Genomic DNA, 12843 nt, shown 5'->3' with positions numbered 1-12843 from the left:
ATTTGCGTTCGCTTTGGCAGCCCCGCCCGTGAAGATTTCAAACAGTGATTAGGCTATTCGTATGATAAAAATCAAACGGGGCTTGGATCTGCCAATCACCGGTTCTCCCGAACAGCGCATTGAAGACGCTCGTGCGGTGCGTAGTGTTGCCGTCGTCGGCTTCGACTACCACGGCATGAAGCCGACCATGGAAGTGCGTGAGGGAGATCGGGTCAAACTTGGACAGGTTCTGTTCAGCGACAAGAAAACTCCTGGTGTGGTCTTTACCGCGCCTGCCGCTGGTGTCGTCAGCGCAATCAATCGTGGTGACAAGCGTGTTTTGCAGTCGGTCGTTATCGAGATCGACGGCGATGACGCCGAGACCTTTCCTGCCCATGACGCCAAAGCGCTGGATGGCCTGGCGCCCCAGCAGATTCGCGAGCAGCTGATCGGCTCGGGTCTGTGGACTGCGCTGCGCACCCGCCCCTACAGCAAGACCCCGGCTGTCGATGCTGAGCCCAGTTCGATTTTTGTCACCGCAATGGACTCCAATCCGCTGGCGGCCGATCCGGCTGTCATCATCAAGGAGCACGCTGCAGACTTCGAAAACGGTCTGAAGGTTCTGGCACGGCTGGCCAAGGTATGGCTGTGCAAGGCTGATGGTGTCAGCCTGCCGGGCGAAGGGGTCAGTGGTGTCAGTACCGAGAGCTTTGCCGGTCCGCACCCTGCAGGCCTGCCCGGTACCCATATCCATTTCCTTGATCCGGTTAACGAGAGCAAGAGCGTCTGGCAGATCAACTACCAGGACGTGATCGCCTTCGGTGTGCTGTTCACCCAGGGTCGTATCTGGACTGATCGCTATGTCGCCCTCGCTGGCCCGCAGGTAGAGAAACCCCGTCTGCTGAAAACTCGCCTAGGTGCCAATCTGGACGAGCTGACCGCTGGCGAGCTGAAAGCCGGCAATAACCGGGTGATTTCCGGCTCGGTGTTCGGTGGTCGCGCCGTTCGTGGTCCGATCGCTTACCTGGGACGCTTTCACTCCCAGGTGTCGGTTCTCAAGGAAGGCAACGAGCGCCAGATGCTGCACTATCTGCGTGCTGGCGTGAACAAGCACTCTGTTCTGAATATCTTCGTTTCCAAGCTGGCGCCGTCGCGCCTGTTCAATTTTGATACCAGCACCAACGGCAGTCCGCGTGCCATGGTCCCGGTAGGCAACTACGAACTGGTGATGCCGCTGGATATCCTGCCGACCCAGTTGCTGCGTTATCTGGTAGTCGGTGACACCGATATGGCCCAGAAGCTGGGTGCACTGGAGCTGGATGAAGAAGATCTGGCGCTGTGCAGCTACGTCTGCGCCGGCAAGTACGAGTACGGCCCGATTCTTCGGGATAACCTGACTCGCATCGAGAAGGAGGGCTGACATGAGCCTGCGTTCATTCCTCGACAAGATCGAGCATAACTTCGAGAAGGGCGGCAAGCACGAGAAGTGGTATGCCCTCTACGAAGCCATCGACACCTTCTTCTACCGCCCGGGCAGCGTCACCAAGACCACTGCCCACGTGCGCGACGGTCTCGACCTCAAGCGCATGATGATTACCGTATGGCTGTGCACGTTCCCGGTGATTTTCTACGGGATGTACAACATCGGTTTTCAGGCCAACAGCATCTATGCCGGCAACCCGGATCTGCTGGCTGCCCAGGACAACTGGCGTCTGGCGCTGATCGCCATGTTCGCCGGATTTGATCCGGCCAGCCTGTGGGACAACCTGATCCACGGTGCAGCCTACTTCCTCCCGGTCTATGCCGTGACCTTCCTGGTCGGCGGTTTCTGGGAAGTGGTATTCGCCTCCATCCGCAAGCATGAAGTCAACGAAGGCTTCTTCGTGACCTCCATCCTGTTTGCTCTGATCGTGCCGCCGAGCATTCCGCTGTGGCAGGTCGCGCTGGGTATCAGCTTTGGTGTTGTGATCGGCAAGGAAGTGTTCGGCGGTACCGGTAAAAACTTCCTCAACCCGGCGCTGACCGGTCGTGCGTTTCTGTTCTTCGCCTACCCGGCGCAGATGTCTGGTGACGCGGTCTGGACTGCTGTCGACGGCTTCGCGGGTGCTACAGCGCTGAGCATGGCTGCCTCCGGCGGCGTTGAGCAGATCGTTGCCAGCGGCCTGACCTGGCTGGACGCCTTCTACGGCAACATGCAGGGTTCCATGGGCGAAGTGTCTACCCTGGCCATCTTCATCGGTGGTGCGGTGCTGCTGCTGACCAAGATCGCCAACTGGCGCATCGTTGCCGGCGTGATGCTCGGTATGGTCGCCACCAGCCTGCTGTTCAACATGATTGGCTCCGACACCAACCCGATGTTCGCCATGCCCTGGTACTGGCACATGGTTGTGGGCGGGTTCGCTTTCGGGATGATCTTCATGGCGACCGATCCGGTATCGGCGTCGATGACCAACACCGGCAAGTGGTTCTTTGGTGCCCTGATCGGTCTGATGGTTATCTTGATCCGTGTCGTCAACCCGGCGTTCCCCGAGGGCATGATGCTGGCGATTCTGTTCGCCAACCTGTTTGCTCCGCTCATCGACCACTTCGTGGTTCAGGCCAACATCAAACGGAGGCTTGCACGTAATGTCCGCTAAGAAAGAATCCGTTGCCCGCACGCTGACGGTCGCGCTGCTTGTCTGTCTGGTCTGCTCCGTTGTGGTATCCGCCGCCGCGGTTGCGCTCAAACCGGTACAGACGACCAACAAACTGCAGGACAAGCAGCGCAACATTCTGCAGATCGCCGGTCTGTATGATGAGGGCCGCAGTATCCAGGAGCAGTTTTCCCTGATTACTCCGCGTCTGGTTGATCTGCGTACCGGCGAGTTCAGTGACGCCTTTGATGCGCTGACCTTCGATCAGCAGAAAGCGTCGAAAGATCCGGCCATGTCCCAGCAGCTGGATGGCGAACAGGACATTGCCAGCATCCGTCGCCGCGCTGACTACTCCACTGTGTATGTAGTGGAAAACCCCGATGGCAGTATCAAGACCCTGATTCTGCCGATCCACGGTTATGGCCTGTGGTCCACCCTCTACGGCTTTATGGCGCTGGAAAGCGATCTGAAAACCGTCGTGGGTCTGGGCTTCTATCAGCATGCCGAAACCCCCGGTCTGGGCGGTGAGGTGGATAACCCGAACTGGAAGGCGCAATGGACCGGCAAGGTTGTCTTTGACGAGTCCGGCAAGCCTGCGATTAGCGTAGTCAAGGGTTCGGTTGATCCGAGTAACCCCAATGCCGAACACCAGGTGGACGGTCTGGCTGGCGCCACACTGACCAGCCGGGGCGTAGAAAACCTGGTGCGTTTCTGGCTGGGTGAAGACGGCTTTGGTCCGTTCCTCGAACATCTTCGTGCAGGGGAGGCATAATCATGGCTAAGGCCACTGCAAAACAGGTTCTGTTCGAGCCTATTTTCAGCAACAACCCGATTGCCCTGCAGATCCTCGGGATCTGCTCGGCACTGGCGGTTACCACCAGCCTGAGCGTGACCCTGGTCATGTGTATCGCGCTGACCTCGGTAACGGCACTGTCGAACTTCTTTATCTCGATTGTGCGTAACCAGATCCCCAGCTCGATTCGTATGATCGTGCAAATGGTGATCATCGCGTCGCTGGTAATCGTGGTAGACCAGGTGCTCAAGGCCTACGCCTACAGCATCAGCAAGCAGCTGTCGGTCTTCGTTGGTCTGATCATCACCAACTGTATCGTGATGGGTCGCGCCGAAGCCTTTGCGATGCAGAATCCCCCGCACATGAGTTTCCTTGACGGTGTGGGTAACGGTCTGGGCTACAGCTTCATTCTGATCTGCGTTGCGGTCATCCGCGAGCTGTTCGGTGCCGGCAAGCTGTTCGGCATCGAAGTTCTGCCGCTGGTCAGTGCCGGTGGCTGGTATCAGCCCAACGGCCTGCTGCTGCTGCCGCCGTCTGCGTTCTTCATCATTGGTCTGATCATCTGGGCGCTGCGCTCCTGGAAGAAGGATCAGGTGGAAGCTGCAGAGTTCAAGATGGCGCCGCAAAGCCGTGCCATGAAGGAGGCCATGTAAGCCATGATTGAACATTACATCAGCCTGCTGGTGCGGGCGATTTTCGTCGAAAACATGGCGCTGGCCTTCTTCCTGGGGATGTGTACCTTTATCGCCATCTCCAAGAAGGTTCAGACCGCGCTGGGTCTGGGTATTGCGGTGGTTGTGGTACTGACTATCACGGTTCCGGCCAACAACCTGATCTACACCTACTTGCTCAAGGATGGCGCGCTGGCCTGGGCCGGCATGCCGAACGTTGATCTGAGCTTCCTGGGTCTGCTCAGCTATATCGGTGTCATCGCGGCGATCGTGCAGATCCTCGAGATGCTGCTCGACAAGTTCGTGCCTGCGCTCTACAACGCGCTGGGTGTGTTCCTGCCGCTGATTACCGTTAACTGCGCGATCATGGGTGCCTCCCTGTTCATGGTTGAACGTGACTACGCCTTCGGTGAAAGCGTGGTGTATGGCGCCGGTGCCGGTATCGGCTGGGCGCTGGCCATCGTTGCCCTGGCGGGCATCCGTGAAAAGCTCAAGTACAGCGATGTACCGGACGGGCTTCGTGGCCTGGGCATCACCTTCATTACTGTTGGTCTGATGTCGCTGGGCTTCATGTCCTTCTCCGGCGTTCAACTGTAAGAGGAGCTGTAACTGATGAACATGGAAATCTATCTGGGCGTCGGAATGTTTACCGCGATCGTGCTGTCGCTGGTGGCCATCATTCTGATCGCCCGTTCCAAGCTGGTCAGCAGCGGCGATGTCACCATCGACATCAACGGTGAGCGCAAGGTCACTGTGGCTGCCGGCTCCAAGCTGCTCAATACCCTCGCCAGCAATGGCGTGTTCCTGTCCTCTGCCTGTGGCGGTGGCGGTACCTGTGCCCAGTGCAAGTGCATTGTGAAAAGCGGTGGCGGCGAGATGCTGCCGACCGAGGAGTCGCATTTCACCAAGCGCGAAGCGAAGGAAGGCTGGCGCCTGTCCTGCCAGACTCCGGTCAAGCAGGATATGGAAATTGAAGTGCCTGAAGAAGTCTTCGGCGTGAAGAAGTGGGAGTGCACTGTCGCTTCCAACCCGAACGTCGCAACCTTCATCAAGGAACTGACCCTGAAGCTGCCCGAAGGTGAGAACGTTGACTTCCGTGCCGGTGGTTATGTGCAGCTGGAATGTCCGCCGCACACCGTCCACTACAAGGATTTCGACATTCAGCCGGAATTCCGTGGTGACTGGGACAAGTTCAACCTGTGGAAGTACGTATCGAAGGTCGATGAGACGACTATTCGTGCCTATTCCATGGCGAACTATCCGGAAGAAAAGGGTCTGGTGAAGTTCAACATCCGTGTGGCTTCGCCGCCGCCCGGTCGTGATGACCTGCCGCCCGGCAAGATGTCCTCCTGGGTGTTCTCGCTGAAACCGGGTGACAAGGTTACCGTGTACGGTCCCTTTGGTGAGTTCTTTGCGCGTGATACCGACGCCGAGATGGTGTTTATCGGTGGCGGTGCCGGCATGGCTCCGATGCGTTCGCACATCTTCGACCAGCTCAAGCGCCTGCACTCCACGCGCAAGATGAGCTTCTGGTACGGCGCGCGCTCGCTGCGCGAGGCGTTCTATGTCGAAGAGTACGATCAACTGGCGGCCGAGAACGACAACTTCGAGTGGCATCTGGCTTTGTCCGATCCGCTGCCTGAAGACAACTGGGAAGGCCCGACCGGCTTTATCCACAATGTCCTGTTCGAGAACTATCTGAAGGACCATCCGGCGCCCGAGGATTGCGAGTTCTACATGTGTGGACCGCCGATGATGAACGCATCCGTGATCAAGATGCTGCAGGACCTGGGTGTCGAACCCGAGAATATCCTGCTCGACGACTTCGGCGGCTAGTATGCGGCTGAGCGTTATCCGGCCCGTTATTGCTGTTGCCCTGGCAACAGCCCTAACGGGCTGTTTCAATTCTGTGGACCCGGTTGCGGAAATATATGGTGCAACCATGGGCAGTACCTATTCGATCAAGTGGGTGCCGGTTGATGACTCGCCGGATGTCGAGACCCTGCAGGCCGATATTGACGCCATGCTGGCGCGTTTTGACGATGAAGTATCGACCTGGCGCTCCGATTCCGACCTGGCGCGTTTCAATGCGGCACCGGCCGGGACCTGTATGGATATGCCGGAGTCGGTTCTGACACTGGTTGCTCTGACAGACCAGCTGCATAAGGAGAGTGGCGGAGCATTCGATATTACAGTGGCGCCATTGCTCCAGCTTTGGGGCTTCCACGGCGACCCTCAGTTACAGAGCGTGCCAGACCCGCAGGCACTTGCCGAGACAATGCAATCGGTTGGCCAGCAGCATCTGCACCTGCAGGGCACCCAGCTCTGCAAGGATCGTGCGTTAACCGTCGACCTGAGCAGCGTGGGAGCTGGCTACATGGTTGACCGGGTAGCTGAACGACTTGAGCAGTTCGGTATCAAAAGCTATATGGTGGAGTTGACCGGTGAGCTCAAGGCCGTTGGCCGCAAGCCCGGTGATCGGCCTTGGCGTATTGCCATTGAAGAGCCGCGCGACGACAACCGTGTTGCCCAGATCATTGTCTCGCTTGACGGCGAGGGGGTCTCGACCTCTGGAGATTACCGCAATTATTTCGAGCTCGACGGACAGCGGTTTTCGCATACCTTCGATGCGCGTAACGGGCGTCCGGTGATGCATCGCCTGGCGTCGGTAACCGTGCTTGATCCTTCTGCCGCGAAGGCTGACGGGCTATCTACCGTGCTCATGATCATGGGCGAAGAGGCAGGATGGAAATATGCGCTGGCGCATGATATCGCCGCGTTTTTTGTTGTTCGCGAGGGTGACACGTTCGAGTCCAGGGTGACGCCCCGCTTTGATGCCCTGACCCCGGGCAAGGAGTAAAACATGGTTTGGTTAATGGCCTTTGTAGTGATGCTGTTGTGTGTGGCCGGCATGGCTGTGGGTGTCATGATGGGCCGCAAGCCGATTGCCGGCTCCTGCGGTGGGATCGGTGCGGTAGGTGTCGACAAGGCCTGCGGCATTTGTGGTGGTGATGTCACCAAGTGTGAGGAGGCCAGTGCCAACGCCGGTGCGCCGCAGCGTCCGCTTAATGCTGATCTTGCCCGCGACGCGACCAAGGTCGACTAGTCGCTGTTGGTGACGCGTGGCACCCTCTTTTTGCGAGATACAAGGAACAGACTGAATGGCCGTATACAACTACGACGTAGTGGTGCTGGGCTCCGGCCCGGCGGGTGAGGGCGCGGCGATGAATGCCGCCAAGCATGGTCGCAAGGTGGCTGTGGTTGAAGAACGTCGTGAAGTGGGCGGTAATTGCACCCATCTTGGCACCATCCCGTCGAAGGCGTTGCGTTATTCAGTCAAGCAGATCATTCAGTTCAATACCAATCCGATGTTCCGGCAGATTGGTGAACCGCGCTGGTTCTCGTTTCCGGACGTTCTGCGCAGTGCCGAGAAGGTGATGAACAAGCAGGTGGCTTCGCGCACCAGCTACTACGCCCGCAACCGGGTTGACGTGTTCTTTGGCAAGGGCAGCTTTGCCGACGAACATACCATCGAGGTGGTAGACGGCTCCGGCGCGGTGGAAAAGCTGATCGCCAAGGAGGTGATCATTGCCACCGGCTCGCGTCCATATCGTCCGGCTGACGTTAATTTCAGTCATCCGCGTATCTATGACAGTGACACCATTCTCAAGCTCAACCATACACCGCGCACGCTGATCATCTATGGTGCCGGTGTCATTGGTTGCGAGTACGCTTCGATTTTCTGTGGTCTTGGGGTCAAGGTTGACCTGATCGATACCCGTGATCGGCTGCTCAGCTTCCTCGACGATGAGATCTCCGATGCGCTGAGTTATCACCTGCGCAACAGCAGTGTGCTGATTCGCCATAACGAGGAGTATGAAAAGATCGAAGGGCTGGACAACCGAGGCGTTGTCCTGCAGCTCAAGTCCGGCAAGCGGCTGAAGGCCGATGCATTGCTGTGGTGTAACGGGCGTACCGGCAATACCGATGGACTGGGCCTTGAGAACGTGGCTCTGCATCCCAATGGCCGTGGTCAGCTGGAAGTGGATGAAAACTACCGCACCAGCGTGCCGAATATCTACGCGGTTGGTGATGTGATCGGCTGGCCAAGCCTGGCCAGTGCAGCCTTTGACCAGGGGCGTTCAGCGGCGGGCAATATTGTCAGCAACGACGGCTGGCGCTTTGTCGATGACGTGCCGACAGGCATTTACACGATTCCTGAAATCAGCTCGCTGGGTAAAACTGAACGCGAGCTGACCGATGCATGTGTGCCATATGAGATTGGCCAGGCCTTTTTCAAGAGTATTGCGCGTGCGCAGATCAGTGGTGAGCCGGTCGGCCTGCTGAAGATCCTGTTCCACCGCGAGACGCTCGAGGTACTGGGTATCCATTGCTTTGGCGACCAGGCCGCTGAGATCGTGCACATCGGTCAGGCGATCATGAACCAGAAAGATGGCGCCAACACCATCAACTACTTCGTCAATACTACGTTCAACTATCCGACCATGGCCGAAGCCTACCGGGTAGCTGCGCTGGATGGCCTGAACAGGCTGTTCTGAGTGTTCGGGGCGCTATGCGCGCCCCTGATTGATTACCTTCACCGCCAGTGACGGCAGGTCGGTAATCAGGCTGTCGACCCCCATTTCGGCAAGTCGCTGCATGAGCGCAGCGTCGTTGACTGTCCATACCGACACGTGAAGTCCGGCCGCCTGCGCTGCACGCAGGCGCTGTTGGCTGCATAGTTTCCAGTTCAGAATCAGATAGTCGCAACCGTAGCGGCGAGCGCTTTTTACCGGATCCAGCAGTCCGTATTCTTCGACCAGCCCGGTTGGCAGCATGAAGTTGCTTCGCCTGGCATAGCGCAGCAATGTTCGGCTGGAAGAGGTGACGACGGCCTTGTTGTGCATGTTGTATCGTTCGGTCAGCGTGGCGATGGCATCCAGCACGATCCGTGACTGACGCTCTGAACCGCTCTTTACCTCAAGCTGGTAATGCTCGATTTCCGGGCATTGCTGCAGGAGTTGGGCAAGGGTGGGAATAGCACAGGGCGTCTTCCAGCCGGGCAGACCGAAACGCGCGTCGATGCGCGACAGCTCCGCGGCGGTATGCTGGGCAACCTTGCCGCGCAGGCCGGTGGTCCGCTTCAGGGTCGGGTCGTGGATGACAACCAGCTGCTGATCGGCGGAAAGATGCAGGTCCAGCTCGACCCGGGTAACGCCCGCCTCGAGCGCCTTGCGAAAGCTGGGCAGGGTGTTTTCCGGAGCTTCTGCCCGTGCACCGCGGTGGCCGTAAATCAGTGTCATGTCGGATCAGGGGGCCTTTGGCGTATGCTGACGCACGCTGTCGATGACCTTGTCATACTCGAAGTAGACACTGAAGCCCGGATAGTCCCAGCGGGTAATTGGCGGTTGGCCGACCGCGGCGTGGCGCTTGCTCGGCTCGCCCCAGCGCGCAGTGACGCTGTCAAAACTGGCGCCACGCTGCGGCAGGGGCGTGTGCTGGCTGCCGGCCTGCTCGCCGACGGGAATGCGCAGGGTATCTGCCTGGGCGGCGCCGGCCAGAGCCAGGCAGGCGCATAACAGCAATGAAGGGGTAGCTTTCATCTCGGAGGTCCTTTCAGGTGGATTTGGCGGCGCGTATGTCCTGTGCCTGCTTCTGCAGAATATGCCGCGCCAGCAGCTGACGCTGGGCGTCATTGATCAGGTCAAAGTTCAGTGCGACATGCCAGCGGCCGGGTGAGCCAGCTGGTTCGCAGCGCACGACCCGGGCCGGAATGGCCAGGCCCAGTGGTGCAGGCAGCAGGACCAGGCGCGCAGCTACCCAGCTGTCGGCCGGGTAGGCCACACTGCTTTCGAAATCGACACCGCCTTCGCTCAGGGTAACGCCTTGCGGCTCGCCCAGGTCATCGCCCAGCTCAAGGGCCAGCGTCTTGCCAAGCAGATCGATGCGTTTGTTGATGATCTTGAGGTATTGGGCCAGAGCCCTGTCACGCTCACTGATCTGCCGCAGCAGATGCTGCGACTCGTAGTCGAGCATGTGCAGATCGGCAAGCAGATTGAACAGGGCGCTTTGCCTGGCCCCCAGGTCATCTTCCGGTCCGGCAATGGGCTTGCAGTCCAGGTGGATGTGATCCTGAATACGAAAGAACTCGCGGCTGTCTTCGTGGTCTGTGTGCATGGCGATTCTCTATTCGCGCCGTCGGCAGGCGCTGACCAGACTGTGATGTTCAGTGTAACATGTCGCTCAAAATCCACCGGCTGCGGCTGGAGCATAAGGTAAACCGCTTTTCATGTTCAGACCTTTACCCTTTTTTATCGGCCTGCGCTATACCCGCGCCAAGCGGCGAAATCATTTCATTTCCTTCATCTCGCTGATTTCCATGCTCGGGCTGACGCTGGGCGTTATGGTCATGATCCTGGTGCTGTCGGTGATGAACGGCTTTGATCGGGAGTTGCGCACACGGATTCTCGGTATGGTGCCACACGCCACAATCAACGGTTACCAGCCGATCAGTGACTGGCAATCGCTGGCCGAGCGCTTCGAGCAGAATCCGAAGGTGGTTGGCACTGCACCCTTTATTCAGCTTCAGGGCATGTTGACGCACAACGGCAGCGTTGCGCCGGTGCTGGTCAACGGTATCGAGCCGCAGGCAGAGAAGCGCGTCTCGATTCTGGAAAACCACATGCAATCGGGCTCGCTGGATAATCTGTCGGCAGGAGAGTTCGGCATCGTGATCGGCGAGCTGATAGCCAAGCGCTTCAACGTGGCGGTGGGTGACAAGCTGACATTCGTACTGCCTGAGGCCTCGGTTACTCCGGCGGGGGTCTTTCCGCGACTCAAGCGCTTCACCGTGACCGGCGTTTTCAAGGTGGGTGCCGAGCTGGACAGCTCGCTGGCCATGATTCACGTTGATGACGCTGCCCGGCTCAGTCGCTGGGAACCGGGCCAGGTCCAGGGCGTTCGGCTGAAATTGAAGAACCTGTTTGAGGCTCCGCAGGTGGCCTGGGATCTGGTGCGTGAACTGCCGGGTGACTACTACGCCCAGGACTGGACCCGTACGCACGGTAACCTGTTTGCCGCGATCAAGATGGAAAAGACCATGATTGGTCTTCTGCTGATGCTGATCGTCGCAGTCGCTGCGTTCAATATCATTTCCACCCTGGTTATGGTGGTGACCGACAAGAAGGCGGATATCGCGATTTTGCGGACCCTGGGCGCCACGCCAGGGGCGATCATGGGGATATTTATGGTGCAGGGCTCGCTGATCGGTGTGGTGGGCACCCTCAGTGGCGGTATTCTGGGTGTGCTTGCCGCGCTGAATGTCTCCGAGATGGTGGCCTGGCTTGAGCGCGTGCTGGGTATTCAGTTCCTCAGCTCGGATGTGTATTTCATCAGCTACCTGCCATCCCAGCTGATCTGGAGTGATGTGGTCGTCATCTGTGTGACGGCACTGAGTCTCAGCTTCCTTGCTACCCTCTATCCCGCCTGGCGGGCCTCACGAACCGAGCCTGCGGAGGCGCTGCGCTATGACTGATCTGGTTCTCGAATGTCGGGATCTGTGCAAGGACTACGCCGTCGGGCCGCAGAATTTGCGGGTGCTGAATAATGTTCAGCTTCAACTCCAGCGTGGTGAGCGGGTGGCGATTGTCGGCAGCTCCGGTTCCGGCAAGACGACGCTGCTCAATATGCTTGGCGGCCTGGATACACCGACATCAGGCGAGGTGCGGCTGGCCGGGCGACAGCTGTCCGCCCTGAAAGAGGTGGAGAGGGGCCGGCTGCGCAATGAGGAGCTCGGGTTCGTCTATCAGTTTCATCATCTGCTGCCGGAGTTCAGTGCGCTGGAGAATGTCTGCATGCCGCTGCTGATCGGTCGCACGCCGATTGCCGAGGCGCGTGAGCGTGCCACAGCCATGCTGGAGCGTGTCGGTTTGGGCAAGCGCATCGGGCACAAGCCGGCGGAGCTGTCAGGTGGGGAGCGGCAGCGGGTTGCCATTGCCCGTGCCTTGATCAATAAGCCTGCCTGTGTACTGCTCGACGAGCCGACCGGTAATCTGGATCAGGATACTGCCGAGAGTGTCCAGCAATTGATGCTGGAACTGAGTCAGACCCTGCAAACGGCCTTTCTGGTGGTAACTCACGATCTTGCGCTGGCTGCGCAGATGGATCGTACCCTCACCCTGCGTCAGGGCCAGTTGCTGTCGGCCTGAGGCTTCACTCCTGCGATTGGCGACGACGTCGCAATTTGCGTCGTTGCCAGTTGCGTGACACCCACATGCGCCAATACAACAGCGTCAGCACGTAACCCAGTGCTGCGACGACGGTGCCGACCACCAGCGACCCCAGCAGCAGGGGTTGCCAAATGTGATGCAGTTCAGCCATCAGCCAGTTCACTGACAGCTCCATCGGCATGCTGCGCTCGGATGCGCCAAGCAGCAATACGCCGACCTGATACTGGGCGAAGAAAATCGGCGGCATGGTGACCGGGTTGGTCAGCCAGACCAGGCTGACCGAAATTGGCAGGTTGGAGCGCGCGATAATGGCGATGGCAGCGGCAACGGCCATTTGCATCGGTATTGGCATCAAGGCTACGAACAGGCCAACCGCCATGGCGCGTGAGACGCTGTGTCGGTTGAGATGCCACAGATTCGGATCATGCAGCAAATTACCCATGAACTGCAGGGATTTGCTGCCCTTGATACGGTCGGGGTGGGGCATCATGCGTTTGAGGAAACGGCGCGGCATCGCAGGGTTCGGTCTGGCTGGCGTG

General features: G+C 58.7%; 15 protein-coding genes. 11 read left to right on the top strand and 4 right to left on the bottom strand.

Annotation, left to right across the window (positions count from 1 at the left end; translation table 11 throughout):
* The first annotated feature begins 61 nt into the window (after positions 1-61).
* Genes O5O48_RS16545 through sthA form a run of 9 tightly spaced genes read left to right on the top strand, consistent with a single transcriptional unit; the run spans position 62 to position 8635 of the window.
* Positions 62-1399 (top strand): Na(+)-translocating NADH-quinone reductase subunit A, encoded by a 1338-nt coding sequence (locus tag O5O48_RS16545; protein ID WP_228246189.1) that lies wholly within the window; start codon positions 62-64, stop codon positions 1397-1399.
* A 1-nt stretch (position 1400) separates the two neighbouring features.
* A complete protein-coding gene (locus tag O5O48_RS16540) occupies positions 1401-2615 on the top strand; it encodes an NADH:ubiquinone reductase (Na(+)-transporting) subunit B (protein ID WP_228246190.1) in 1215 nt (404 codons plus the stop codon).
* A complete protein-coding gene (locus O5O48_RS16535; protein WP_228246191.1) occupies positions 2605-3384 on the top strand; it encodes a Na(+)-translocating NADH-quinone reductase subunit C in 780 nt (259 codons plus the stop codon). Before O5O48_RS16540 ends, O5O48_RS16535 begins: the two co-directional genes overlap by 11 nt.
* 2 nt (positions 3385-3386) lie before the next feature.
* Positions 3387-4058: an NADH:ubiquinone reductase (Na(+)-transporting) subunit D gene (locus O5O48_RS16530; RefSeq protein ID WP_373315048.1), complete on the top strand. Its 672-nt coding sequence runs from the start codon at positions 3387-3389 to the stop codon at positions 4056-4058.
* Positions 4059-4064: 6 nt separating this feature from the next.
* Entirely contained in the window at positions 4065-4673 is a 609-nt protein-coding gene (gene nqrE / locus O5O48_RS16525) for an NADH:ubiquinone reductase (Na(+)-transporting) subunit E (RefSeq protein ID WP_083726043.1), read from the top strand.
* A 15-nt stretch (positions 4674-4688) separates the two neighbouring features.
* On the top strand, positions 4689-5912 hold the full coding sequence (nqrF, locus tag O5O48_RS16520) for an NADH:ubiquinone reductase (Na(+)-transporting) subunit F (protein WP_373315049.1): 1224 nt from the start codon (positions 4689-4691) through the stop codon (positions 5910-5912).
* A gap of 1 nt (position 5913) precedes the next feature.
* Positions 5914-6936, top strand: a complete 1023-nt coding sequence (locus O5O48_RS16515) for an FAD:protein FMN transferase (RefSeq protein ID WP_410172318.1) — start codon at positions 5914-5916, stop codon at positions 6934-6936.
* 3 nt (positions 6937-6939) lie between these two features.
* A complete protein-coding gene (nqrM, locus tag O5O48_RS16510; RefSeq protein WP_228246193.1) occupies positions 6940-7182 on the top strand; it encodes a (Na+)-NQR maturation NqrM in 243 nt (80 codons plus the stop codon).
* Between the two features lie 55 nt (positions 7183-7237).
* Positions 7238-8635 carry a Si-specific NAD(P)(+) transhydrogenase gene (gene sthA / locus O5O48_RS16505; protein WP_088276476.1) on the top strand — a complete coding sequence of 466 codons (1398 nt, stop codon included), beginning with the start codon at positions 7238-7240 and terminating at the stop codon, positions 8633-8635.
* A 12-nt stretch (positions 8636-8647) separates the two neighbouring features.
* Here the strand turns inward: sthA and O5O48_RS16500 are convergent, their stop codons facing one another.
* Genes O5O48_RS16500 through O5O48_RS16490 form a run of 3 tightly spaced genes read right to left on the bottom strand, consistent with a single transcriptional unit; the run spans position 8648 to position 10253 of the window.
* Positions 8648-9379: a glycerophosphodiester phosphodiesterase gene (locus O5O48_RS16500; protein WP_269687639.1), complete on the bottom strand. Its 732-nt coding sequence runs from the start codon at positions 9377-9379 to the stop codon at positions 8648-8650.
* A 6-nt stretch (positions 9380-9385) separates the two neighbouring features.
* Complete coding sequence (locus O5O48_RS16495; protein ID WP_088276472.1) at positions 9386-9679, bottom strand: phosphodiesterase; 294 nt, start codon at positions 9677-9679, stop codon at positions 9386-9388.
* Positions 9680-9692: 13 nt separating this feature from the next.
* Positions 9693-10253: a PilZ domain-containing protein gene (locus O5O48_RS16490; protein ID WP_228246194.1), complete on the bottom strand. Its 561-nt coding sequence runs from the start codon at positions 10251-10253 to the stop codon at positions 9693-9695.
* 112 nt (positions 10254-10365) lie between these two features.
* Between O5O48_RS16490 and O5O48_RS16485 the strand changes: the two genes are divergently transcribed.
* Both O5O48_RS16485 and lolD read left to right on the top strand, forming a co-directional pair.
* Positions 10366-11610 carry a lipoprotein-releasing ABC transporter permease subunit gene (locus O5O48_RS16485; protein ID WP_233049411.1) on the top strand — a complete coding sequence of 415 codons (1245 nt, stop codon included), beginning with the start codon at positions 10366-10368 and terminating at the stop codon, positions 11608-11610.
* The gene (lolD, locus tag O5O48_RS16480) at positions 11603-12283 is read left to right on the top strand and encodes a lipoprotein-releasing ABC transporter ATP-binding protein LolD (RefSeq protein ID WP_269687638.1); all 681 of its coding nucleotides are present in this window, start codon (positions 11603-11605) and stop codon (positions 12281-12283) included. Before O5O48_RS16485 ends, lolD begins: the two co-directional genes overlap by 8 nt.
* A gap of 4 nt (positions 12284-12287) precedes the next feature.
* Here lolD and O5O48_RS16475 read toward each other — a convergent pair whose 3' ends face one another.
* Positions 12288-12818 (bottom strand): DUF2062 domain-containing protein, encoded by a 531-nt coding sequence (locus O5O48_RS16475; RefSeq protein ID WP_088276617.1) that lies wholly within the window; start codon positions 12816-12818, stop codon positions 12288-12290.
* Between the last annotated feature and the right edge of the window lie 25 nt (positions 12819-12843).

The organism is Halopseudomonas sp. MFKK-1 (assembly GCF_027474385.1).
Lineage (GTDB): Bacteria > Pseudomonadota > Gammaproteobacteria > Pseudomonadales > Pseudomonadaceae > Halopseudomonas > Halopseudomonas aestusnigri.
The sequence above is the reverse complement of the archived record's forward strand: the minus strand, read 5'-3'. Positions and strand labels throughout refer to the sequence as shown.

Excerpts from the sequence above, each read along its gene's own strand:
- O5O48_RS16545 (WP_228246189.1), top strand. The coding sequence starts at position 62 with ATGATAAAAATCAAACGGGGCTTGGATCTGCCAATCACCGGTTCTCCC.
- O5O48_RS16540 (WP_228246190.1), top strand. The coding sequence starts at position 1,401 with ATGAGCCTGCGTTCATTCCTCGACAAGATCGAGCATAACTTCGAGAAG.
- O5O48_RS16535 (WP_228246191.1), top strand. The coding sequence starts at position 2,605 with ATGTCCGCTAAGAAAGAATCCGTTGCCCGCACGCTGACGGTCGCGCTG.
- O5O48_RS16530 (WP_373315048.1), top strand. The coding sequence starts at position 3,387 with ATGGCTAAGGCCACTGCAAAACAGGTTCTGTTCGAGCCTATTTTCAGC.
- nqrF (WP_373315049.1), top strand. The coding sequence starts at position 4,689 with ATGAACATGGAAATCTATCTGGGCGTCGGAATGTTTACCGCGATCGTG.
- O5O48_RS16515 (WP_410172318.1), top strand. The coding sequence starts at position 5,914 with ATGCGGCTGAGCGTTATCCGGCCCGTTATTGCTGTTGCCCTGGCAACA.
- nqrM (WP_228246193.1), top strand. The coding sequence starts at position 6,940 with ATGGTTTGGTTAATGGCCTTTGTAGTGATGCTGTTGTGTGTGGCCGGC.
- sthA (WP_088276476.1), top strand. The coding sequence starts at position 7,238 with ATGGCCGTATACAACTACGACGTAGTGGTGCTGGGCTCCGGCCCGGCG.
- O5O48_RS16500 (WP_269687639.1), bottom strand. The coding sequence starts at position 9,379 with ATGACACTGATTTACGGCCACCGCGGTGCACGGGCAGAAGCTCCGGAA.
- O5O48_RS16495 (WP_088276472.1), bottom strand. The coding sequence starts at position 9,679 with ATGAAAGCTACCCCTTCATTGCTGTTATGCGCCTGCCTGGCTCTGGCC.
- O5O48_RS16490 (WP_228246194.1), bottom strand. The coding sequence starts at position 10,253 with ATGCACACAGACCACGAAGACAGCCGCGAGTTCTTTCGTATTCAGGAT.
- O5O48_RS16485 (WP_233049411.1), top strand. The coding sequence starts at position 10,366 with ATGTTCAGACCTTTACCCTTTTTTATCGGCCTGCGCTATACCCGCGCC.
- lolD (WP_269687638.1), top strand. The coding sequence starts at position 11,603 with ATGACTGATCTGGTTCTCGAATGTCGGGATCTGTGCAAGGACTACGCC.
- O5O48_RS16475 (WP_088276617.1), bottom strand. The coding sequence starts at position 12,818 with ATGCCGCGCCGTTTCCTCAAACGCATGATGCCCCACCCCGACCGTATC.